Annotated in this window: 17 protein-coding genes and 1 riboswitch; of the genes, 11 read left to right on the forward strand and 6 right to left on the reverse strand. The window is 73.2% G+C overall.

Annotated elements, in window-relative coordinates:
- Positions 1–316: 316 nt before the first annotated feature.
- Positions 317–1,915, reverse strand: a complete 1,599-nt coding sequence (locus tag ACHFIV_RS21960) for an ABC-F family ATP-binding cassette domain-containing protein (RefSeq protein ID WP_104790058.1) — start codon at positions 1,913–1,915, stop codon at positions 317–319.
- A gap of 479 nt (positions 1,916–2,394) precedes the next feature.
- Between ACHFIV_RS21960 and ACHFIV_RS21965 the strand changes: the two genes are divergently transcribed.
- A complete protein-coding gene (locus ACHFIV_RS21965) occupies positions 2,395–2,805 on the forward strand; it encodes a VOC family protein (protein ID WP_398971660.1) in 411 nt (136 codons plus the stop codon).
- Between the two features lie 29 nt (positions 2,806–2,834).
- Here ACHFIV_RS21965 and ACHFIV_RS21970 read toward each other — a convergent pair whose 3' ends face one another.
- The 3 genes from ACHFIV_RS21970 to ACHFIV_RS21980 all read right to left on the reverse strand — a co-directional run bounded on the left by ACHFIV_RS21970 (position 2,835) and on the right by ACHFIV_RS21980 (position 6,184).
- On the reverse strand, positions 2,835–4,133 hold the full coding sequence (locus ACHFIV_RS21970) for a hypothetical protein (RefSeq protein WP_398971701.1): 1,299 nt from the start codon (positions 4,131–4,133) through the stop codon (positions 2,835–2,837).
- Positions 4,134–4,317: 184 nt separating this feature from the next.
- Entirely contained in the window at positions 4,318–5,457 is a 1,140-nt protein-coding gene (locus ACHFIV_RS21975) for an alpha/beta hydrolase (RefSeq protein ID WP_398971663.1), read from the reverse strand.
- A gap of 67 nt (positions 5,458–5,524) precedes the next feature.
- Positions 5,525–6,184, reverse strand: a complete 660-nt coding sequence (locus ACHFIV_RS21980) for a class II aldolase/adducin family protein (protein WP_398971667.1) — start codon at positions 6,182–6,184, stop codon at positions 5,525–5,527.
- Positions 6,185–6,456: 272 nt separating this feature from the next.
- Here ACHFIV_RS21980 and ACHFIV_RS21985 point away from each other — a divergent pair, with 272 nt between their 5' ends.
- From ACHFIV_RS21985 to ACHFIV_RS22015, 7 genes are all read left to right on the forward strand, one after another.
- Entirely contained in the window at positions 6,457–7,707 is a 1,251-nt protein-coding gene (locus ACHFIV_RS21985) for an anion permease (protein WP_398971670.1), read from the forward strand.
- 12 nt (positions 7,708–7,719) lie between these two features.
- Positions 7,720–7,941 (forward strand): hypothetical protein, encoded by a 222-nt coding sequence (locus ACHFIV_RS21990; RefSeq protein ID WP_398971673.1) that lies wholly within the window; start codon positions 7,720–7,722, stop codon positions 7,939–7,941.
- Positions 7,942–8,087: 146 nt separating this feature from the next.
- A riboswitch (cobalamin riboswitch) is annotated at positions 8,088–8,217 on the forward strand.
- Positions 8,218–8,348: 131 nt separating this feature from the next.
- On the forward strand, positions 8,349–9,293 hold the full coding sequence (locus ACHFIV_RS21995) for a cobalamin biosynthesis protein (protein ID WP_398971676.1): 945 nt from the start codon (positions 8,349–8,351) through the stop codon (positions 9,291–9,293).
- Positions 9,290–10,921, forward strand: coding sequence for a cobyric acid synthase (locus ACHFIV_RS22000; protein WP_398971679.1), 1,632 nt, complete (start codon positions 9,290–9,292; stop codon positions 10,919–10,921). Before ACHFIV_RS21995 ends, ACHFIV_RS22000 begins: the two co-directional genes overlap by 4 nt.
- Positions 10,918–12,972, forward strand: coding sequence for a putative cobaltochelatase (locus ACHFIV_RS22005; RefSeq protein WP_398971681.1), 2,055 nt, complete (start codon positions 10,918–10,920; stop codon positions 12,970–12,972). Before ACHFIV_RS22000 ends, ACHFIV_RS22005 begins: the two co-directional genes overlap by 4 nt.
- Entirely contained in the window at positions 12,972–13,580 is a 609-nt protein-coding gene (gene cobO / locus ACHFIV_RS22010) for a cob(I)yrinic acid a,c-diamide adenosyltransferase (protein WP_398971683.1), read from the forward strand. Before ACHFIV_RS22005 ends, cobO begins: the two co-directional genes overlap by 1 nt.
- Positions 13,574–14,920 (forward strand): cobyrinate a,c-diamide synthase, encoded by a 1,347-nt coding sequence (locus ACHFIV_RS22015; RefSeq protein WP_398971685.1) that lies wholly within the window; start codon positions 13,574–13,576, stop codon positions 14,918–14,920. Before cobO ends, ACHFIV_RS22015 begins: the two co-directional genes overlap by 7 nt.
- Before the next feature lie 38 nt (positions 14,921–14,958).
- Here the strand turns inward: ACHFIV_RS22015 and ACHFIV_RS22020 are convergent, their stop codons facing one another.
- On the reverse strand, positions 14,959–15,681 hold the full coding sequence (locus ACHFIV_RS22020; RefSeq protein ID WP_398971687.1) for a ZIP family metal transporter: 723 nt from the start codon (positions 15,679–15,681) through the stop codon (positions 14,959–14,961).
- A 99-nt stretch (positions 15,682–15,780) separates the two neighbouring features.
- Between ACHFIV_RS22020 and cobC the strand changes: the two genes are divergently transcribed.
- The gene (cobC, locus tag ACHFIV_RS22025; protein ID WP_398971689.1) at positions 15,781–17,292 is read left to right on the forward strand and encodes an Rv2231c family pyridoxal phosphate-dependent protein CobC; all 1,512 of its coding nucleotides are present in this window, start codon (positions 15,781–15,783) and stop codon (positions 17,290–17,292) included.
- 129 nt (positions 17,293–17,421) lie between these two features.
- On the opposite strand, the gene ACHFIV_RS22030 is transcribed toward cobC, so the two are convergent.
- On the reverse strand, positions 17,422–18,522 hold the full coding sequence (locus ACHFIV_RS22030) for an amidohydrolase family protein (protein WP_398971692.1): 1,101 nt from the start codon (positions 18,520–18,522) through the stop codon (positions 17,422–17,424).
- A gap of 112 nt (positions 18,523–18,634) precedes the next feature.
- Between ACHFIV_RS22030 and ACHFIV_RS22035 the strand changes: the two genes are divergently transcribed.
- Both ACHFIV_RS22035 and ectA read left to right on the forward strand, forming a co-directional pair.
- Complete coding sequence (locus ACHFIV_RS22035) at positions 18,635–19,741, forward strand: pyridoxal-phosphate-dependent aminotransferase family protein (RefSeq protein ID WP_398971695.1); 1,107 nt, start codon at positions 18,635–18,637, stop codon at positions 19,739–19,741.
- Positions 19,742–20,079: 338 nt separating this feature from the next.
- Positions 20,080–20,604 (forward strand): diaminobutyrate acetyltransferase, encoded by a 525-nt coding sequence (ectA, locus tag ACHFIV_RS22040; RefSeq protein WP_398971698.1) that lies wholly within the window; start codon positions 20,080–20,082, stop codon positions 20,602–20,604.
- Positions 20,605–20,793: the final 189 nt, after the last annotated feature.

A 20,793-nucleotide genomic window follows, 5' to 3' on the forward strand; every position in this document is an offset into this window, starting at 1 on the left:
AAGGTCCGTACGACGGGATTCCCCGCCCTCAAGGGGTCCAGCGCAAATGGAATCAGGTGTTCCAGCAGGTCCCGGCGCTCCGAGGAGCGAACCGTCGGAAGAACGGCCAGGTCAGGGCCTTACGGGATGGATGGCCGGAAATGAGTGCGCCCGGCAGCTATCTGCCGGGCGCCGCGCCGGGGTATGAGACGCGCTCATCCAGATGATGGATCACCGATGGGCCGAATGATCCATACGCGGGGGATCACCGGGCCCGGCTCCGGCCCGGCGGCCCGTGATCCGGGCCTCCGCGACGGCAGGAGGGGCCTCGCCCGGGTCAGGCGAGGGCGACCAGGTCCCGGTAGTCAGCGCCCCAGAGGTCCTCGACCCCGTCGGGCAGCAGGATGATCCGCTCCGGCTGGAGCGCCTCGACCGCGCCCTCGTCGTGGGTGACGAGGACGACGGCGCCCTTGTACGTGCGCAGGGCCCCGAGGATCTCCTCGCGGCTGGCCGGGTCGAGGTTGTTCGTCGGCTCGTCGAGCAGCAGCACGTTGGCCGAGGAGACGACGAGCGTCGCCAGGGCGAGCCGGGTCTTCTCACCGCCTGAGAGCACTCCGGCGGGCTTGTCCACGTCGTCGCCGGAGAAGAGGAAGGAACCGAGGGTCTTGCGCACCTCGACGAGATCGAGGTCGGGAGCCGCGGAGCGCATGTTCTCCAGGACGGTGCGCTCCGGGTCCAGGGTCTCGTGCTCCTGCGCGTAGTAGCCGAGCTTGAGGCCGTGTCCTTCGATGATCTGCCCGGTGTCGGGCTTCTCCGCCCCGCCGAGGAGTCGCAGCAGCGTGGTCTTGCCCGCGCCGTTGAGGCCGAGGATGACGACGCGCGAGCCCTTGTCGATGGCGAGGTCCACGTCGGTGAAGATCTCCAGCGACCCGTAGGACTTGGAGAGGCCCTCGGCCATCAGGGGGGTCTTGCCGCACGGGGACGGCTCGGGGAAGCGCAGCTTCGCCACCTTGTCGGAGACCCGCACGGCCTCCAGCCCCGAGAGCAGGCGTTCGGCGCGCTTGGCCATGTTCTGGGCGGCGACGGTCTTGGTGGCCTTGGCGCGCATCTTGTCGGCCTGGGAGTTCAGGGACGCGGCCTTCTTCTCGGCGTTCTGGCGCTCGCGCTTGCGGCGCTTCTCGTCGGCCTCGCGCTGCTGCTGGTAGAGCTTCCAGCCCATGTTGTAGATGTCGATCTGCGCACGGTTGGCGTCGAGGTAGAACACCTTGTTGACCACGGTCTCGACGAGCTCGACGTCGTGGGAGATCACGATGAAGCCGCCTCGGTACGTCTTGAGGTAGTCACGCAGCCAGACGATCGAGTCCGCGTCGAGGTGGTTGGTGGGCTCGTCGAGGAGCAGGGTGTCGGCGTCCGAGAACAGGATGCGCGCCAGCTCGACACGACGGCGCTGACCGCCGGAGAGGGTGTGCAGGGGCTGGCCGAGCACACGGTCGGGCAGGCTGAGGGCGGCGGCGATGGTGGCCGCCTCCGCCTCGGCGGCGTATCCGCCCTTGGTGAGGAACTCCGTCTCCAGGCGCTCGTACCGCTTCATCGCCTTCTCACGGGTGGCGCCCTTGCCGTTCGCCATCCGCTCCTCGTTCTCCCGCATCTTGCGCAGGATCTCGTCGAGTCCGCGGGCGGAGAGGATGCGGTCGCGGGCCAGGACGTCGAGGTCGCCGGTGCGCGGGTCCTGCGGGAGGTAGCCGACCTCGCCGCTGTTGGTGATGGTGCCGCCGGCCGGGGTCCCCTCACCCGCCAGGCACTTGGTGAGCGTGGTCTTGCCCGCACCGTTGCGGCCGACCAGGCCGATGCGGTCGCCCTTGGCGATACGGAACGAGGCGGACTCGATGAGGATGCGGGCGCCGGCGCGCAGCTCGATGCCGGAGGCGGTGATCACGGAAAAACTCCAGGGCGGTATGGACGGCGGAGGGACAGCGGGCTCACGACTCGACGCCGTCTAATGCACAAGGAGAATTGCCATGGGACTCAGTCTACTGGCGGTGTCCACCTGGTTCTCCTCATGCTGCGGCCCCGCGACCGCGCCCCTGTGGCGCGCCGCACAGCCGGGCACACCCCGGCGAAGAGGACGAGGACCGGCACGGGCCGGCGCACGCGCGGTGGATCAGCGGGCGCGGAGGGTGACGGCCCCGTCTCCGTCGGCGCCTCCCCGGACCCCCGCGACGTTCCCCGTCGGCCTGAGCGGCCCCGTCGGCCGGCGCGGCCGGGCCCGCAGGGCGCAGGCGGTGATCCGCGCCGTGGGCGCGCGCCGGTGACCCGGGCCGCACCCCGCCCTCCGCTGACGCCGTCGGCATCCGGTGGAAGACTGAGACACAGATCACACCCGAACGGTGCGTGTGACTGGGAGAGGTGAGCGTGATGGCGGGCACGGACGGCGTTCCCACGATCTACCCGACGATTCTGTACGACGACGCCAGGGCGGCGATCAGGGTGCTGACGCAGGCCCTCGGGTTCACCGAGGAGGCGGTGTACGAGGGGGAGAAGGGCAGCGTGCTCCATGCCGAACTGTCGTGCGGCAACGGCCGGGTCATGCTCGGTTCCCGGGGACGTGGCGGCGTCTTCGCCAAGGCGATGGCCGGCGCCGGGCCCGCCGGGGTCTACGTGGTGGTGGACGACGTGGACGGGCACCACGCCCGGGCCGTGGAGCACGGGGTGGAGATCCTGATGCCGCCCACGGACCAGGACTACGGCTCACGCGACTACATGGCGCGGGACCCGGAGGGCAACGTCTGGAGCTTCGGGACGTACGCCCCGGGGTCCGCCGACTGACCACCCCGGGGCTGCGCGGGACCGCCCGGTCACACCCCGCCGTTGTGCACCTGGAAGGCGGCGCGGCGCACGGCCTTGGCGAGGGCCGGGTCCGGGTGGGCGGCGGCCAGGGCGACCAGCACCTGCACGGTCCGCGGGTGTCCGACGGCCCGCACCTCGTCCAGGAGCGCGGGGACCGTGCCCTGGACCGCCGAGTCGAGGTGGCGGACCAGCAGACCCGTCTCACCGTGGTCGGCCACGGCCGCGGCGGTGTCGACCCAGAGCCAGGTGGCTTCCTCGCGGCTGAGGACGTCCTGGGCGTCGTCCGGGTCGGTCCCCTCGTACTCGGCGAGCCAGAGCAGCGCGTACGGGCGCAGCGGCGCCTCGGTGACGACGGAGCGGACGACGGGCTCCGCCGGGGCGCCGACCACGCGGAGCGCCTCGAAGGCGAGACCCCGCAACAGGGCGTCCTCGCCACGGGCGACGGCCAGCAGCTCGGCCACGGCGCTGCCGACGGTCCGGGCGGCGAGCCAGGCCCGGTACTCGGCGCGGGCCGGGCCGGGGGTGAGCCGCGCGCAGCCGAGCAGCATGTCGGCCGCGGGCTGCTCGATGTTGCCGGCCGGGCTCTGGGCGGCGACGCAGATCTGTTCCAGCTTGACCCAGACCGCCCAGTTGCCCAGCGGGGTGAGGGTGGCGTGGCCCTCGCCCAGCGTGAGGGCGCCGACGGAGGCGAGACCCTCCAGAGCCCAGTCGAGCAGCAGCGCGTTCAGCTCGGCCGGCCGGCCTCCGGCGGGGACCGGTTGTTCCTGCGGCCCGTACGGCACCTCGCACCGCTCCTCGTGCAGTTCCGCGACGCGCTGTCCGAGCAGGTCGAGGAGGGCGGGCACGGTGACCGGCCCCGCCGAGAGCTGGAGGAGGGAGAGCACCTGGGGCACCGCCTCGACGGCCTCGGCCACCGCGGTGGCCTCGATGCCCTCGGGTGAGGCGTGGACGAGGGACCATGCGTCGAAGAGCGCCACCCAGCCGCGGAGGACGGCGGAGTCGTCGCGGTCCCAGGCGCGCAGCCGCCAGCCGGGACGTGCGGTGTCGCCGTGCAGTTCGATGAGCCCGGCCAGCCTGGCCCGGTCCCAGCCGGCACGCACCTGGGCCGGGGACAGTCCGAGCGCGGCGGCGGCCCGCTCCCGGACCTGGGCGGCGAGCGGGGCGGAACCCGGACTCGTGCCGCCTGCGGCCCAGTGCGCGATCCGCACGGCATCGGCCAGTACGGCCCTGGCCTGCCGCGCCAGTTCCGCCGGGGGTGGTGTGCCCTCGGGTGGGCGGGGGGCCGGCCTGGTGCGCCGGGTCGTCACGGCCTTGCGGGCGGTCGCCTGGGGTCGTGGGCGGACAAGTCGCAGCCTGGAGTCGCGCGGGGTACGGGACGTCACGGGGAGCAGTCTTGCCTCTGACGGGCCGAAAGCCCAAACGGAAGCTGTCTCACCGGGGTCCGGAGGGCTTCCGGGGCGGGCACCAACCGGGCGGTTCCGCCCCATCAGCTCACATCAGGGGCGTGAGGAAGCGCCGGAGTGCCTCTTCGTAGCCGGACGGGTCGGCGTTCCACATCGCCCCGTGCGGAGCCTGCGGGACGGCGTGCAGGCTCACCAGGTCGGGGCGGCGTTCGGCGAGTTCCCGGGACGGCTGCCAGGGAGCCAGGGCGTCGTCGGGTCCGTGGAAGATGAGAGTGGGCGCGCGCAGCGCCGTCGGCACCGAGGTGCGCAGCAGCGGAGCTCCGTGCAGCCCGGTCTGGCCCTGGGCCGCCCGCACGGCGAGGGGCAGCAATGCGGAGGGGACGCCCCGGGCCGAGGCGAGAGCCCGCAGGGTGACCTTCCAGTCCATGACCGGGGAGTCGAGGACGAGGCCGCGGATGCGGTCGCGGAGGGCGGAGTTGACGGCCGCGTGCAGGGCCATCGAGGCACCGGAGGACCAGCCGTGGAGGATGACGTCCTCCGCGCCGTAGCGCAGGGCGTGGCGGATGGCCGCGTCGAGGTCGCGCCATTCGGACTCGCCGAGGTGGGTGAGCCCGTCCGGGGACCGGGGAGCGCCCGCGTCACCGCGGTAGGCGAGGTCGAGCACGGGGAGTTGCTGGGAGTGGAGGAATCCCATCACGTTCATGGGGTGGTTCCTGGTGGTGCCGAGCCCGTGCACGGTGATCACCCAGGTGTCGCGGGCACCGGGGACGAACCAGGCGGGCAGGGCGCCCAGCTCACCGGGGACCTCGACCTCCTTGTACGGGAGGCCGAGTGCCGCGAGCGGGTCGCCACGGTGGAGTTCCGGGGTGAGGCGGACCTTGACGCCCCGTTTCAGGCTGCCGAGGGTCACGCCTTCCAGCCGGCGGACGACGGTGTCGGCGGAGGCCGCGGGCCGGCCGGGCCGCTGTTCGAGCACCGGGCCGGCCACCGCGTGGACCCCGCGCCCGGCCAGCCCGTACGTGCCGGGGCGCAGCGCGGTGAAGGAGCGGGTCAGGGTGACGTGCCCGGGGGTGACGGCGTGGACGGTGAGGCGGCGGTCGGCCGGGAAGGGCCGGGGGGAGGACGCCCCGAGGGCGGCGTCGCTGGCGTAGCGGCCGGCGGCGACCGCTGCCGCGCCGGCGCCGAGGATCGAGGAGGCGGCCACTGCCGCCGCTGTTGCCGGGCGCACGGCTCCAGTGTCCTGGCCGTCCGCGCGGACGGCCAGTGGGCAACGGCCGTCCGGTGCGGAGCCGGGCTCAGCCCGGCTGGCCGTAGCCCTTCAGCGCGTCCTGGACCTCGCGCAGCTGGGCCGGGGTGAGGAGCGAGGGCCGGCGGCCGGGCACGGAGCTCGCGGTGAGCCAGAGCCGGCACATCCATTCCAGCTGGGCGGTGCGGTCGTAGGCCTCGTCGAGGGTGTTCCCGTAGGTGACCGTGCCGTGGTTCCGCAGCAGGCAGCCGGTGCGGTCGCGGAGGGCGGCCAGCATGTTGCCGGCGAGTTCCCGCGTCCCGTAGCGCGCGTAGGCGGCGGTGCGCACGGGGCCGCCGAGCATGGCGGCGGCGTAGTGGACGAGCGGCACCTCGGGGACGAGCGTGGAGACGGCCGTCGCGTGCACGGCGTGGGTGTGCACGACGGCGGCGGCGTCGGTGGCGCGGTAGACGGCCAGGTGGAGCGGGAGCTCGCTGGTCGGGACGAGGTCGCCCAGGACCTGGCGTCCTTCGAGGTCGACCCCGACCGCGTCCCCGGGGCCGAGCCGGTCGTAGGGCACTCCACTGGGCGTGACCAGGACGATCTCGCCGACCCGGGCCGACACGTTGCCCGAGGTGCCGACGACCAGCCCCTCCGCCGCCGTCCGCCGGGCCGTGGCCACGACACCGTTCCACGCCTGTTCGATCTCGTCCTCGCCCGCATCGCTCATGCGGGGATCCTAGGGTCACGTGACTGTTGTCTCTTTGGAGGGACACATCGGGCAGGAGGTGGACCGGCCCGCAGCGGGCGGAGGCGGGGAGGCGCCCAGGGCGGAGGCCGGTCCCCCCACCGGTCCTGACGCGTCCGACGCACCCGGCACGCACACAAGCGGAACGAGCGTACGCGGTTGGGGTCACCATGCCGCCCTGCCCAGTTCACCTTCCGTTCACCCTGGTTGCCTACGTTCCACGTGCCAATGACGTCGAACGATTGCCTGGGTAAATGGAACACATCACGCTGCTGCTCGCGATCGTGATCGTGACAGCTCTCGTGTTCGATTTCACGAACGGTTTCCACGACACCGCCAACGCGATGGCCACCACCATCTCGACCGGCGCTCTCAAGCCCAAGACCGCGGTGGCCATGTCCGCCGTTCTCAACCTCGTCGGCGCGTTCCTGTCGGTGGAGGTGGCCAAGACCATCTCCGGCGGGATCATCAACGAGGAGGGCCTCAGAACCGAGGTCATCTTCGCCGCGCTCGTCGGCGCGATCCTGTGGAACCTGCTGACCTGGCTGGTCGGCCTGCCCTCCAGTTCCTCCCACGCACTCTTCGGCGGCCTCATCGGCGCCGCGGTCATGTCGGCGGGGTGGTCCTCGATCGACGGCGGCACCGTCGTCACCAAGGTCCTGCTGCCCGCGATCGCCGCGCCTCTCGTCGCCGGTGTCGCCGCGCTGCTGGCCACGAAGCTGACGTACCGCCTCAACCGGAAGATCACCGACGAGGCGCAGCTGAAGTCGACCGCCAAGGGGTACCGCGCGGGCCAGATCGCCTCGGCCGGTCTCGTGTCGCTCGCCCACGGCACCAACGACGCGCAGAAGACCATGGGCATCATCACCCTGGCCCTGGTCACCGGCGGCGTCCTGGTCCCCGGCTCGAACCCGCCGGTCTGGGTCATCGCGTCCGCCGGTATCGCCATCGCGCTGGGCACCTACCTCGGCGGCTGGCGCATCATCCGCACCATGGGCAGCGGTCTCACCGACCTCCGCCCGCCGCAGGGCTTCGCCGCCCAGACGAGTGCGGCCACGGTCATCCTGGCCTCCTCGCACCTCGGCTTCTCCCTCTCCACCACGCAGTCGTGCTCGGGCGCCGTCATGGGCGCGGGTCTCGGACGCAAGGGCGGCACGGTCCGCTGGTCCACCGCCACCCGGATGTTCGTCGCGTGGGGCCTGACCCTTCCCGCCGCCGGTCTGATCGGTGCGGGCTCGGAGTTCCTGACCAAGCAGGGCCCCTGGGGCGTCGGGGTGGTCGCCGTGATCCTCGTCGCGGGATCCGCCGCCATCTGGCTGCTGTCGCGCCGCAAGCCGGTCGACCACACCAACGTGAACGCGGACACCGAGCCCGCCGGCGTCGTCACGACCGCCATCTCGGCGGTCAGCCCGCCGCCCGCCGGTACCGTCGCACCGGAACTCAAGACCACCATCCCGGCCCCGGCTCCGACGGCCGGAACCCCGGCCGACCCGGCCACGGTGTAAGGACAGATCCGTATGAACATCGACTGGGCAGCCCTCGCCTCCGTCTTCGGCGTCAGCCTCGTGGTCACCGTCGCACTGGTCGGCCTCTTCACCCTCGGCATCACGGGCCTGGCCCGGCAGGTGCCGACGGCGCAGGGGGGCGGCTCGAGCGCCCTGGTGCGCAGTGGCGCGTACCTCTGCTTCGGGCTGTGCGCGGCGGCGGTCGCGTACGGGATCTACCTGATCGTCGCCTGACCCCGCGCGGGACACGCACACCGGGCCGGACACACCTCGTGTCCGGCCCGGTGTGCGTCCGGGCACACTGAGCCTCGCAGGTCAACGGCAGGTTGACGGGCGTTCGCGGGGCATGGTGGACTGCCGGAGCCATTACGGCGACAGGAGAGGAAGCCGGTGCGAATCCGGCGCGGTCCCGCCACTGTCACCGGGGAGCAGCCTCCATACGGAAGTCACGGTCCGCCGCCGCGGACTGGAAGGCCGGAGGAACTGCGGATCCGGGGAGCCAGGAGACTCTCGTCGCCGTCACGTCGAACCAGGGCGCGGACCCTGAGTGAGGACATAACGCCATGTCTGGCTGCCCCCTGTCGGTCGTCGTACCACCTTCTTCCGCGAAGGCCCGCCGAGGCGCGACGGCCGGCTGAGCCGTGCGAGCCGACCGCATCTTCGCGTACGGCGCCGCCGCCGGTCTCATCGGCGACCTGCTGCTCGGTGATCCCCGGCGGGGCCACCCCGTCGCGGCCTTCGGGCGTGCGGCGGCGGGCGCCGAGAACCGGCTGTGGCGCGATCACCGCGGCTGGGGCGCCCTGCACACGCTCGTCTGCGCCGGTGGCGCGACGGGCGCCGCCGCGCTGGCCGCCCGTGCCGTACGCGACCGTCCCGCCGCCTCCGTGGCACTGACGGCCGCCGCCACCTGGGCCGTCGTCGGGGGCACGTCGCTGGGCCGCGAGGCCCGTGCCATCGGTGACGCCCTGGCCGCCGGGGACGTCGGGCTCGCCCGGGAGCGGCTGCCGCATCTGTGCGGCCGTGACCCGCAGGCGCTGGACGAGCGGCAGATCGCCCGCGCGGTGGTGGAGTCCGTCGCCGAGAACACCTCCGACGCCGTGGTGGGGGCCCTGGTGTGGGGGGCGCTCGGCGGTGTGCCCGGACTCGTCGGTTTCCGCGCCGTCAACACGCTCGACGCCATGGTCGGGCACAAGTCGCCCCGCTACCGGCGCTACGGCTGGGCTTCGGCCCGGCTCGACGACGTCGCCGGCTGGCCCGGGGCCCGGCTCACCGCCGTGCTCGCCGTGGCCGCCGGGGGGCGCCCGCGTGCGGCCGTCCGGGCCTGGCGGGCCGACGCGGGCAGGCATCCCAGCCCCAACGCGGGTCCGGTGGAGGCCTCGTTCGCGGGGGCGCTCGGCGTGCGTCTCGGCGGCACCCTCGCCTACGGCGGACGGGTCGAGCACCGGCCGGTGCTCAACGGGGAGGCCGGCCGGGACGTGCGGGTCACGGACATCGAACGCGCGGTGCGGCTGTCGCGCCGTGTGAGTGTGCTGGCCCTCGCCGTGTGTGCGGCGGGACGGCTGGCCATGGGACGGAGAGTCGGATGAGCGGCGGGCTGCTGGTCGCGGGAACCACGTCGGACGCGGGCAAGAGCGTCGTCACCGCGGGGATCTGCCGGTGGCTGGTGCGCCGGGGGGTGAAGGTCGCGCCGTTCAAGGCGCAGAACATGTCGCTGAACTCCTTCGTCACCCGGGAGGGCGCGGAGATCGGCCGCGCCCAGGCGATGCAGGCGCAGGCCGCCCGGGTGGAGCCGTCGGCGCTGATGAACCCGGTGCTCCTCAAGCCCGGAGGCGACCGGTCGAGCCAGGTCGTCCTGATGGGGAAGCCGGTCGGCGAGATGAGTGCGCGCGGCTACCACGGGGGGCGGCAGGAGGCTCTGCTGGGGACGGTCACGGACTGTCTGGAGCAGTTGCGGGCCACGTACGACGCCGTGATCTGCGAGGGGGCGGGGAGCCCGGCGGAGATCAACCTGCGGCGTACGGACATCGTGAACATGGGCATCGCCCGGGCGGCGCGCTTTCCCGTGCTGGTGGTCGGCGACATCGACCGGGGCGGTGTGTTCGCCTCGTTCTTCGGTACGACGGCGCTGCTCAGCCCCGAGGACCAGTCGCTGGTCGCGGGCTACCTCGTCAACAAGTTCCGGGGTGACGTGTCGCTCCTGGAGCCCGGCCTCGACATGCTGCTCGGCCTCACGGGGCGGCGGACGTACGGGGTGCTGCCCTACGCCCACGGGCTGGGCATCGACGAGGAGGACGGGCTGCGGGTGTCGATGCGGGGCGCCGTGCGGGAGTCGGTCGTGGCGCCGCCGCACGGCGAGGACGTACTGCGGGTCGCGGTGTGCGCCGTACCGCTGATGTCGAACTTCACCGACGTCGACGCGCTGGCGGCCGAGCCGGGCGTGGTGGTGCGGTTCGTGGACCGGGCGGAGGAGCTCGCCGACGCGGACCTCGTGATCGTGCCCGGGACGCGGGGCACCGTGAAGGCACTGGCCTGGCTGCGGGAGCGCGGGCTGGCCGACGAACTGGCGCGCAGGGCCGCCGAGGGGCGGCCGGTGCTGGGTATCTGCGGCGGGTTCCAGGTGCTGGGAGAACGCGTCGAGGACGACGTCGAGTCGCGGGCCGGTCTGGTCGAGGGGCTCGGCCTGCTGCCGGTACGGGTCCGCTTCGGCCGGGAGAAGGTCCTGGCGCGGCCGGTCGGGACGGCCCTCGGGGAGCCCGTGGAGGGATACGAGATCCATCACGGGGTCGCCGAGGTGCGCGGCGGCGAGCCGTTCCTGGACGGGTGCCGGGTGGGTTCCGTCTGGGGGACGCACTGGCACGGGTCGCTGGAGAGCGACGCGTTCCGCCGCGCGTTCCTCGGTGAGGTGGCGCGGGCCGCGGGGCGGCGGTTCACCGCGGCGCCCGGCACCAGCTTCGGGGCCTTGCGGGAGGAACAACTCGACCGGCTCGGGGATCTGATCGAGGAGCACGCGGACACGGACGCGCTGTGGCGGCTGATCGAGGACGGCGCGCCGCAGGGGCTGCCGTTCCTCGCTCCTGGGGCGCCACCCGTGCCCGGCCGGGTGCGGGCCCCCGCACCCGCCCCCGCGGCGCCCGAGGGCCCTCGGGCGCCGGGCGCGCTCGCCGGGGCGGGACCTGACCGTACAGACGTCATCGCAACAGAGGAGGCTCCGTGAGTACGCCGTATCCCTTCACCGCCATCGTGGGACAGGACGATCTGCGGCTCGGGCTCCTGCTCAACGCCGTCAGTCCCGCCGTCGGCGGAGTCCTGGTCCGGGGCGAGAAGGGCACCGCCAAGTCCACCGCCGTGCGGGCGCTGGCCGCGCTCATGCCCGAGGTGTCCGTCGTGGCGGGGTGCCGCTTCTCGTGCGACCCGGGAGCCCCTGATCCGGCGTGTCCCGACGGGCCCCACGAGGCGGGGACGGGCGTGTCGCGTCCGGCGCGGACCGTGGAGCTGCCGGTCGGCGCGTCGGAGGACCGGCTCGTCGGGGCCCTCGACATCGAACGGGCCCTCTCGGAGGGTGTGAAGGCCTTCGAGCCGGGGCTCCTCGCCGACGCCCACCGGGGGATCCTGTACGTCGACGAGGTCAACCTCCTCCACGACCATCTGGTGGACCTGCTGCTGGACGCGGCCGCCATGGGCGCCTCGTACGTCGAGCGTGAAGGCGTCTCGGTCCGTCACGCGGCCCGGTTCCTGCTGGTCGGGACGATGAACCCGGAGGAGGGCGAGCTCCGGCCGCAGTTGCTGGACCGTTTCGGGCTCACCGTCGAGGTCGCGGCCTCCCGTGAGACGGACCTGCGTGTGGAGGTCGTGCGGCGCAGGCTCGCCTACGACGACGACCCGGCCGCCTTCGCCGCGCGGTGGGCCGGCGAGGAGGCCGCGCTGCGCGAGCGGATCACCGCCGCGCGCGCCCTGCTCCCCCGCGTGGTGCTGGGCGACGGGGTGCTGCGGCAGATCGCGGCGACCTGCGCGGCGTTCGAGGTCGACGGGATGCGTGCCGACATCGTCATGGCCCGCACCGCGACGGCGCTGGCCGCGTGGGCGGGCCGCGAGGAGGTCGTCGCCGACGACGTGCGGCAGGCCGCGCTCCTGGCACTCCCCCACCGGCGCAGGCGCAATCCGTTCGACGCGCCCGGTCTGGACGAGGACAAGCTGGACGAGGCCCTGCGGGACGCGGCGGAGGACCAGGGCGGGGGCGACGACGATCCGGACCCCGACGGGCCCGGCGGCGGGGTCCCTCCGCAGGGCGGCGGGCCCGACGGCGGCGGCACGGACACGGGTGGGCCCGACGACGGCGGCACGGACACGGGCGGGCCCGACGACGGCGGGGCCGGCGCACCTGGCCGGGAGGACACCGGGACGGGTGACGCGCCGGGCGGCGGTGGCGGGGAGCGGCAGCCCGTACGGGCGGGCGAGCCGTTCCGCACGAAGATGCTCAGCGTCCCCGGCCTGGGCGAGGGCGCGGCCGGCCGCCGGTCCCGGGCCCGTACCGAGCACGGCCGGACCACCGGGTCACGGCGGCCCGAGGGAGCGCTGACGAAGCTGCACCTGGCGGCGACCGTCCAGGCGGCGGCGCCGCACCAGCGGGCACGCGGGCGGTCGGGGCGCGGCCTCGTCGTACGGCGTGACGATCTGCGGCAGGCGACTCGGGAGGGGCGCGAGGGCAACCTCGTGCTGTTCGTCGTGGACGCCTCGGGGTCGATGGCGGCCCGGCAGCGGATGAGTGCCGTGAAGGGGGCGGTGATGTCGCTGCTGCTGGACGCCTATCAGCGGAGGGACAAGGTCGGCCTGGTCACCTTCCGGGGCAAGGACGCCGAGGTCGTGCTGCCGCCCACCTCGTCGGTGGACGCGGCGGCCGCGCGCCTGGAGACGCTGCCCACCGGCGGGCGCACCCCGCTGGCCGCCGGGCTGCTCAGGGCGCACGACGTGCTGCGGGTGGAGCGCCTGCGCGATCCCTCGCGGCGGGCACTGCTCGTCGTGGTCACGGACGGGCGGGCCACCGGGGGCGTCGACCCGGTGGCGCTGGCGGCACGGGCCGGTCGGCTGCACGCCGCCGAGGGCACCGCGTCCGTCGTCGTCGACTGCGAGTCGGGGTACGTACGCCTCGGCCTCGCCGCACAGCTCGCACGGGATCTGGGGGGCAGCGCGGTCACGCTCGACGAGCTGCGCGCCGACTCGATCGCCGGGCTGGTCAAGGACATCACCGCTACGGGAAGGGCCGCTTGATGCCACAGGGACAGCCGGTATCGGTACCGGACGACGGACTGACGACACGCCAGCGGCGCAACCGCCCGCTGCTGTTCGTCCACACGGGCATCGGCAAGGGCAAGTCGACGGCGGCCTTCGGGCTGGCGCTGCGGGCCTGGAACCAGGGCTGGCCGATCGGGGTGTTCCAGTTCGTGAAGTCGGCGAAGTGGAAGGTCGGCGAGGAGAACGCGCTGAAGGTGCTGGGGGCGAGCGGCGAGGGCGGCACCGTCGCCTGGCACAAGATGGGCGAGGGGTGGTCGTGGGTCCAGCGCGGCATCCACGGTGACAACTCCGACAACGAGGAGAAGGCCCGCGAGGGGTGGGAGCAGGTCAAGCGCGACCTGGCCGCCGAGACGTACAAGCTGTACGTGCTCGACGAGTTCGCCTACCCGATGCACTGGGGCTGGATCGACACCGACGAGGTCGTCGAGGTGATGCGTGACCGTCCGGGCACGCAGCACGTGGTGATCACGGGGCGGAACGCGCCGCAGAAGCTGATCGAGGCCGCCGACCTGGTGACCGACATGTCGAAGGTCAAGCACCCGATGGACGCCGGCCAGAAGGGCCAGAGAGGCATCGAGTGGTGAGTGTTCCTCGTCTGGTCGTCGCCGCACCCGCCTCGGGCAGTGGCAAGACCACGGTCGCCACCGGCCTGATGGCGGCGTTCGCGGGGCGGGGCCTCGCGGTGTCCCCGCACAAGGTGGGGCCCGACTACATCGATCCGGGCTACCACGCGCTGGCCACCGGCCGGCCGGGGCGCAACCTCGACGCGTACATGTGCGGGCCCGGTCTGATCGCCCCGCTGTTCACACACGGTGCGAGCGGCTGCGACCTGGCGGTCGTCGAGGGGGTGATGGGGCTGTACGACGGCGCCTCGGGGCAGGGCGAACTCGCCTCGACCGCCCAGGTCTCCAAGCTGCTGCGGGCGCCCGTCGTGCTGGTCGTCGACGCCTCCTCGCAGTCACGTTCGGTCGCCGCCCTCGTGCACGGTTTCGCCTCCTGGGACCCGGAGGTGCGGATCGGCGGGGTGATCCTGAACAAGGTGGCGTCCGACCGCCATGAGTCCCTGCTCAGGGAGGCGCTCGACGAGTCCGGCCTCCCGGTGCTCGGGGTGCTGCGGCGGGCGCCGCAGGTCGCCACCCCGTCGCGTCATCTGGGCCTGGTCCCCGTGGCCGAGCGGCAGACCGACGCCGTCGAAGCCGTACGGGCGATGGGTGACCGTGTGCGGGAGGGCTGCGATCTCGACGCCCTGCTGGCGCTGGCCCGCTCGGCACCCGGCCTGTCCGGTGAGACGTGGGCGCCGCAGGCGTACCCCTCGCCGGGGGCCCGGCCCGTGGTGGCCGTGGCGGGTGGCGCGGCGTTCACCTTCGCCTACGCGGAGCACGCCGAGCTGCTGACGGCGGCGGGCGCGGAGGTGGTCGTCTTCGATCCCCTGCGCGACGAGAAGCTGCCGGCGGGCACGGCGGGGCTGGTCATCGGCGGCGGCTTTCCCGAGGTGTACGCACCGGAGCTCTCGGCGAACGAGCCGCTGCGCCGGGCGGTCACGGACCTGGCCCGGTCCGGCGCCCCGGTGGCGGCGGAGTGCGCGGGGCTGCTCTATCTGGCCCGTGAGCTGGACGGCCGGCCGATGTGCGGGGTACTCGACGCCTCGGCCCGGATGTCCGAGCGGCTGACGCTCGGCTACCGGCAGGCGGTGGCGGTGTCCGACAGCGTGCTGGCCGTGGCCGGGACGCGGCTGCGCGGCCACGAGTTCCACCGGACGGTGCTGGAACCGGGTGCCGGTGCGACGCCCGCCTGGGGGCTGCACCAGCCGGAGCGGCGGGTGGAGGGCTTCGTGCAGCGGGGCGTGCACGCGAGCTATCTGCACACCCACTGGGCGGCGGAACCCGGGGTGGCCAGACGCTTCGTGGAGCAGTGCCGGGGGTGAGACCGCTTTGCCGTGCCGTACGGGAGGCGGGGGTGACGTCACTCCGCGATACCGACCACCAGCCAGATGAAGCCCACCCCCGTGACCGTGCACAGCAGCGTGGAGCGGGCCGGATGGTCGTGGTGCGCCTCGGGAAGGATCTCGGCCGCGGCGAGATACAGCAGCGCTCCGCCGAAGAAACCGAGATAGCAGCCGAGCAGTTCCTCCGGAAGGGTGAACAGCAGGGTGGTCGCCGCGCCCACGATCGGGGCCAGGGCGTCCGCGTACAGCATCAGGAGCGCCTTGCGGCGGGCGTTCCCGTAGAGGCTGGCGATCGTGTACGTGTTGAAGCCGTCGGCGAAGTCGTGGGTGATGACGGCGAGCGCGACGGCCGCTCCCATCCCGCCGCCGATCTGGAACGCGGCGCCGAGTGCGATGCCGTCCATCAGGCTGTGGCCGACCATCGCGGCCGCCGCCGTCATCCCGACCTGCGGCACCCGTTCCTCGCCCGCCCCGTGTGCCGCCTGGCGTACGGCCAGCGAACGCTCGACGAGATGGGCCGTCAGGAAGCCGCCCACGAAGAGCAGCAGCGCCGCGGGGACGCCGAAGACCACGCCGCCCGCGGCCTCCACCGCCTCGGGCAGCAGGTCGAGGCCGACGACACCCAGCATCAGTCCGCCGGCGAAGCCGAGCACGAGGTGCCGGCGGTCGCTGACCCGCTGCGCGACCCAGCCGCCCGCCAGGGTCATCAGGAACGCGCCGAGCGCGACGAATACCGCCATGGGCCCTTGCTAGCGGACTGACCCCTCCTCCCGCACCCCGGGCCGCCCCTGCCCGCGCATCCCTCCGTCTCATCCGTGTCCCCGAAAGGACCTCCCCCCATGACCCGAGCCGCACTGGTCGTCGGTGTCGGTGCCCGTCGCGGCGTCCCTCCCGAGGAACTGCTCGCGCTGATCCGAAGGACGCTCGACGAGGCCGGGCCGGCGGCCGGTGACGTGGCCGAGCTGGCGACGCTCGACACCAGGGCGGACGAGCCGGGGATCGTCGCTGCCGCGGCGCGCCTCGGAGTGCCCGTGCGGTCGTACACGGCCGGAGCACTGGCCGGTGTCCCTGTACCCAACCCCGCCGAGGCGCCCCGCAGGGCTGTGGCCACCGGGTCGGTCGCGGAGGCCGCCGCGCTCGTGAACGCCGGTGAACTGCTGGTCCCCAAGCGGAAATCGGCGTCGGCGACCTGCGCGGTGGCCCGCCGGGGAAAGCCCGGGGACACCTCGGCATCGACGAATGGCGCCGAGCCGTTCACCATGGCTGCCATGCTGCCCCCCACGAAGCACAGCGAGAGCGCCGGGCCCGATCTGCGGCACCACGGCGACGCGGAAGTACGCGGCCTGGATCTGATCGACCTCGCCGTCAACGTTAGGACCGACACGCCCCCTGACTGGCTGCGCCGGCGGATAGCCGCGTCGCTGGGCTCGCTGGCCGCCTATCCCGACGGGGGGCCGGCGCGGGCGGCGGTCGCCGGACGGCACGGGCTGCCCGACGAGAGGGTCCTGCTCACGGCGGGCGCGGCCGAGGCGTTCGTGCTGATAGCCCGGGCGCTGCCCGCCCGGCGGCCGGTCGTCGTGCATCCGCAGTTCACCGAACCCGAGGCCGCCCTGCGCGCGGCGGGCCACGAGGTGGGACGGGTGGTGCTGCGCCCGGAGGACGGCTTCCGGCTGGATCCCGCGGCGGTACCCGAGGACGCGGACCTGGTGGTGGTCGGCAACCCGACCAACCCGACGTCCGTGCTCCATCCGGCGGGCGTACTGGAGCGGCTGGCGCGGCCGGGGCGGACGCTGGTCGTCGACGAGGCGTTCATGGACGCCGTCCCGGGAGAACGCGAGGCGCTGTGCGATCGCCAGGACGTCCCCGGGCTCGTCGTGTTGCGCAGCCTTACCAAGACCTGGGGCCTCGCCGGCCTGCGGATCGGTTACGTACTGGCCGATCCGGCCACGGTCGGCCTGTTGAAGGAGGCGCAGCCCCTGTGGCCGGTGTCCTCCCCGGCGCTGGCGGCGGCGGAGGCGTGCATGGAGCCGCGCGCGCTGGTCGAGGCCGCGGACGCGGCGGACCGGTTCACGGTGGACCGGGCCCATCTGCTGGCCGGTCTGGCGGAGTTCAGCGAGGTGCAGGTGGTGGAACCGGCTGCCGGGCCGTTCGTGCTGCTGCGGCTGCAGCGGGCGGACGAGGTGCGGGAGCTGCTGCGCTCGCGCGGATTCGCGGCGCGGCGCGGGGACACCTTCCCCGGGCTGGGCAGCGAGTGGCTGCGGCTCGCCGTGCGCGACCGTGTGACGACGAACAGATTTCTGCAGGCGCTCGACCTGGCTCTGCAGGGGCTGCCCCGGAGAGCCGTCGGCTGACGGTTCTCCGGACGCGCGGAGCGGTGTCCCGTGTGGCGGGGCACCGCTCGCGGTGCGGCGGTCAGCCACGAGGGGCGGCGCCCTGGGTCACGCCGGTCAGCACGACGCCCACGCCGGGGTCGACGGCGGTCAGCCCGTCACCCGTCCGTTGAGCACCACCCTCCGTGGGGAGGCCAGCACCCGTACGTCCGCCCTCGGGTCCTCGTCGTACACCACCAGGTCCGCCGGGGCCCCCTCCTCCAGGGCCGGCCTGCCGAGCCAGCGCCGCGCGCCCCAGGCCGTCGCGGACAGGGCGTCGAGGGCCGGGATCCCCGCCTTCACCAGTTCGGCGACCTCCGCCGCGATCAGCCCATGGGCCAGCGACCCGCCCGCGTCCGTGCCGGTGAAGACCGGGATGCCCGCGTCGTACGCGGCACGGACGGTGTCGTACCGGTTGGCGTGGAGCTGCCGCATGTGCGCGGACCAGCGGGGGAACTTCGCCTCGCCGGCCGCCGCGAGGCCGGGGAAGGTGGCGATGTTGACCAGGGTCGGGACGATGGCCACACCCCGCTCGGCGAAGAGCGGAACGGTGTCCTCGGTGAGCCCCGTCGCATGCTCGACGCAGTCGATCCCGGCCTCCGCCAGATCCCGTAGCGCGTCCTCGGCGAAGCAGTGGGCGGTGACCCGGGCACCGAGCCGGTGCGCCTCCTTGATCGCGGCCTCGACCTCGCCGCGCGGCCAGCAGGCGGTCAGGTCGCCGGCGTCCCGGTCGATCCAGTCGCCCACCAGCTTCACCCAGCCGTCACCGCGCCGCGCCTCCCTGGCGACGTAGGCGACGAGGTCGCCGGGCTCGATCTCATGGGCGAAGTTGCGGATGTAGCGACGGGTCCTGGCGATGTGCCGTCCCGCCCTGATGATCTTCGGCAGGTCCTCGCGTTCGTCCGTCCACCGGGTGTCGGAGGGGGATCCGGCGTCCCGGATGAGCAGCGTGCCGGCCTCCCGGTCGGCGAGCGCCTGCTCCTCGCTGGTCGCGGCGTCGACGGGCCCGTCGTGGCCGAGGCCGACATGGCAGTGGGCGTCGACCAGCCCGGGCAGTACCCATCCGGTGAGCGTCACGGCGTCGTCGGCGCCCGGGGGCCTCTCGTAGGTGATCCGCCCGTCGACCGCCCAGAGTCCGTCCCTCACCTCGTCCGGTCCGACGAGCACCCGCCCCCGGATCCGCAGCACCGGCGCCACCTCGTGATCACTCATGGGCAGCACTGTACGAGGCGGTCGGCACAGGGGCCCCAGGGGTCCGTGAGGTGCTGGGTACCCTCGACGCAGGCGCTGACCGCGCACCGGCCGACCCGAAGAGAGCTCCACCGTGACACACCCGTTCCTCGACCTCGCCCCGCTCACCGCCGCGCGTTTCGCAGCGATCGAGCGGCGGGTGGCCGGCCTGCTGTCCACCGAGCAGGACGTCGTCATCATGCAGGGCGAGGCGCTCCTGCCCCTCGAAGGCTGCATCCGGGGCGGCGCCCGGCCCGGTTCGACCGCCCTGAACATCGTCACCGGGCCGTACGGCCAGACCTTCGGCAACTGGCTGCGCGACTGCGGTGCCGAGGTCGTCGACCTCGCGGTCCCCTTCCACTCCGCCGTCACCGCGGAGCAGGTCCGGCAGGCGCTGACCGAGCACCCGGAGATCGACTTCGTCTCGCTCGTGCACGCCGAGGCGGCGACCGGCAACACCAACCCGGTCGCGGAGATCGGCGAGGTCGTCCGGGCGCACGGCGCGCTGTTCATGGTGGACGCCGTGGCGTCCGTGGGGGCGGAGCCCCTGCTGGTGGACGAGTGGGGAGTGGACCTGTGCGTCATCGGCGCGCAGAAGGCCATGGGCGGCCCCGCGGGGGTGTCCGCCGTCTCGGTGAGCGCGCGGGCGTGGGAGCGGATGTCCGCCAACCCGAAGGCCCCGCGCCAGTCGTACCTCTCGCTGCTCGACTGGAAGGCCCGCTGGATCGACGGCGGCCGGAAGGCGCTGCCGCACGCTCCGGCCCAGCTGGAGATGCTGGCCCTCGACGCGTGCCTGGAGCGGATCGAGGCGGACGGCCTGGACACCGTCATGGCGCGGCACGCGTCGGCGGCCGCGGCGGCCCGGGCGGGCGCCACAGCCCTGGGGGGCGGACTGGAGCCGTACGTCCACGACGCCCGTGACGCCGCGCCCGTCGCCACGACGCTGCGCACCCCGGCCGGTGTCGACGCCTCGGAACTGGTCGCGCACGCCCTGGCGGCCGACCCGTCGCTGCCGCTGATCGCGGGGGGCGGGGCGCTGGCCGGAGAGATGATCCGGGTCAACCACTACGGTCCGGACGCCACGCGCGAGGCGGTGCTGTCCTCGCTGGCCGCCCTGGGCGCCGCGCTGGCCGGGGCGGGCCGGGAGGCCGATGTCGATACTGCCCGCGAAGCCGTCGCGGAAACCTGGCCGGGCAACTGAATTAATCGCGGCCCCATCCTCACCGCCATTTATTCGACGAGAATGGGGAGCTGCTTTATCGGGAGCAGCTCCCCGCATTCTTCTTCCCCCGTTCTCCGAGCCTAAACACAGCAGTTCCAGGTGGCCGGGGTCGCACAATCCGAGCACGTGTCACGAGAGTTACAACCATGTGACCGACCCCACATCAAGTCCGTTTTGACTGTTAAATTCCGGACAAGTTGGCGGAAATCTTCCTTGCTTTGAGCCTGGTCCGCGCCCGCGTGATAACACATCCGGCTCGTTCACCCAACCCCTTGCGGCGATGCAATTTTGATTTTTGCTGGGTAAATTCAATTCGCATGACCGCCGCACCAGCAGATTTTGCACGTGCCCGAAGCGAATTCCTCAGTATCGACACCCCGCGAGTGGAGGACGGAGCCGCGATCTGGCGTATAGCCCGCGACTCCGAGGTTCTGGACCTCAACTCCTCGTACAGCTACCTGCTGTGGTGCCGTGACTTCGCGGCGACCTCCGTGGTCGCCCGCGACGAGAACGGCGACCCGATCGCCTTCGTGACGGGATACATCCGCCCCGACCGCCCCGAGACGCTCGTCGTCTGGCAGGTGGCCGTCGACCAGGCCCACCGCGGCAAGGGACTGGCTGCCACGCTGCTGGACGCGCTGACGACCCGTGTCGCCTCCGACCAGGGGCTGGCATCGGTCGAGACGACCATCACCCCGGACAACACCGCCTCCGACCGGCTGTTCACCTCCTTCGCGCAGCGGCACGACGTGCCGTTGGAGCGCGAGGTGCTCTTCGACGGGGACCTGTTCCCCGACGGGCCGCACCTGCCGGAGGTCCTCTACCGCATCGGCCCCTTCTAGGGCCCCCAGCACTTCTCCGCGCCCCGCCCGGGCGCGGCTTCCTTGGGCATGCCTGACCCGCCGCCCGTCACACCCCCCTCGAGCAGGAGATCAGCTGTGACCATCACCCCGCCCGCCCTGAGTGTCTTCGAGAGCCTTGAGTCGGAAGTACGCAGCTACTGCCGCAGTTGGCCCGCGGTGTTCGACCGC

Source organism: Streptomyces sp. ALB3 (assembly GCF_044385685.1).
GTDB lineage: Bacteria > Actinomycetota > Actinomycetes > Streptomycetales > Streptomycetaceae > Streptomyces.

Bases quoted from the DNA above. Each gene is read 5' to 3' on its own strand.
- ACHFIV_RS21965 (WP_398971660.1), top strand. From the start codon at position 2,395: ATGGCGGGCACGGACGGCGTTCCCACGATCTACCCGACGATTCTGTAC.
- ACHFIV_RS21980 (WP_398971667.1), bottom strand. From the start codon at position 6,184: ATGAGCGATGCGGGCGAGGACGAGATCGAACAGGCGTGGAACGGTGTC.
- ACHFIV_RS21985 (WP_398971670.1), top strand. From the start codon at position 6,457: ATGGAACACATCACGCTGCTGCTCGCGATCGTGATCGTGACAGCTCTC.
- ACHFIV_RS21990 (WP_398971673.1), top strand. From the start codon at position 7,720: ATGAACATCGACTGGGCAGCCCTCGCCTCCGTCTTCGGCGTCAGCCTC.
- ACHFIV_RS22000 (WP_398971679.1), top strand. From the start codon at position 9,290: ATGAGCGGCGGGCTGCTGGTCGCGGGAACCACGTCGGACGCGGGCAAG.
- cobO (WP_398971683.1), top strand. From the start codon at position 12,972: ATGCCACAGGGACAGCCGGTATCGGTACCGGACGACGGACTGACGACA.
- ACHFIV_RS22020 (WP_398971687.1), bottom strand. From the start codon at position 15,681: ATGGCGGTATTCGTCGCGCTCGGCGCGTTCCTGATGACCCTGGCGGGC.
- cobC (WP_398971689.1), top strand. From the start codon at position 15,781: ATGACCCGAGCCGCACTGGTCGTCGGTGTCGGTGCCCGTCGCGGCGTC.
- ACHFIV_RS22030 (WP_398971692.1), bottom strand. From the start codon at position 18,522: ATGAGTGATCACGAGGTGGCGCCGGTGCTGCGGATCCGGGGGCGGGTG.
- ectA (WP_398971698.1), top strand. From the start codon at position 20,080: ATGACCGCCGCACCAGCAGATTTTGCACGTGCCCGAAGCGAATTCCTC.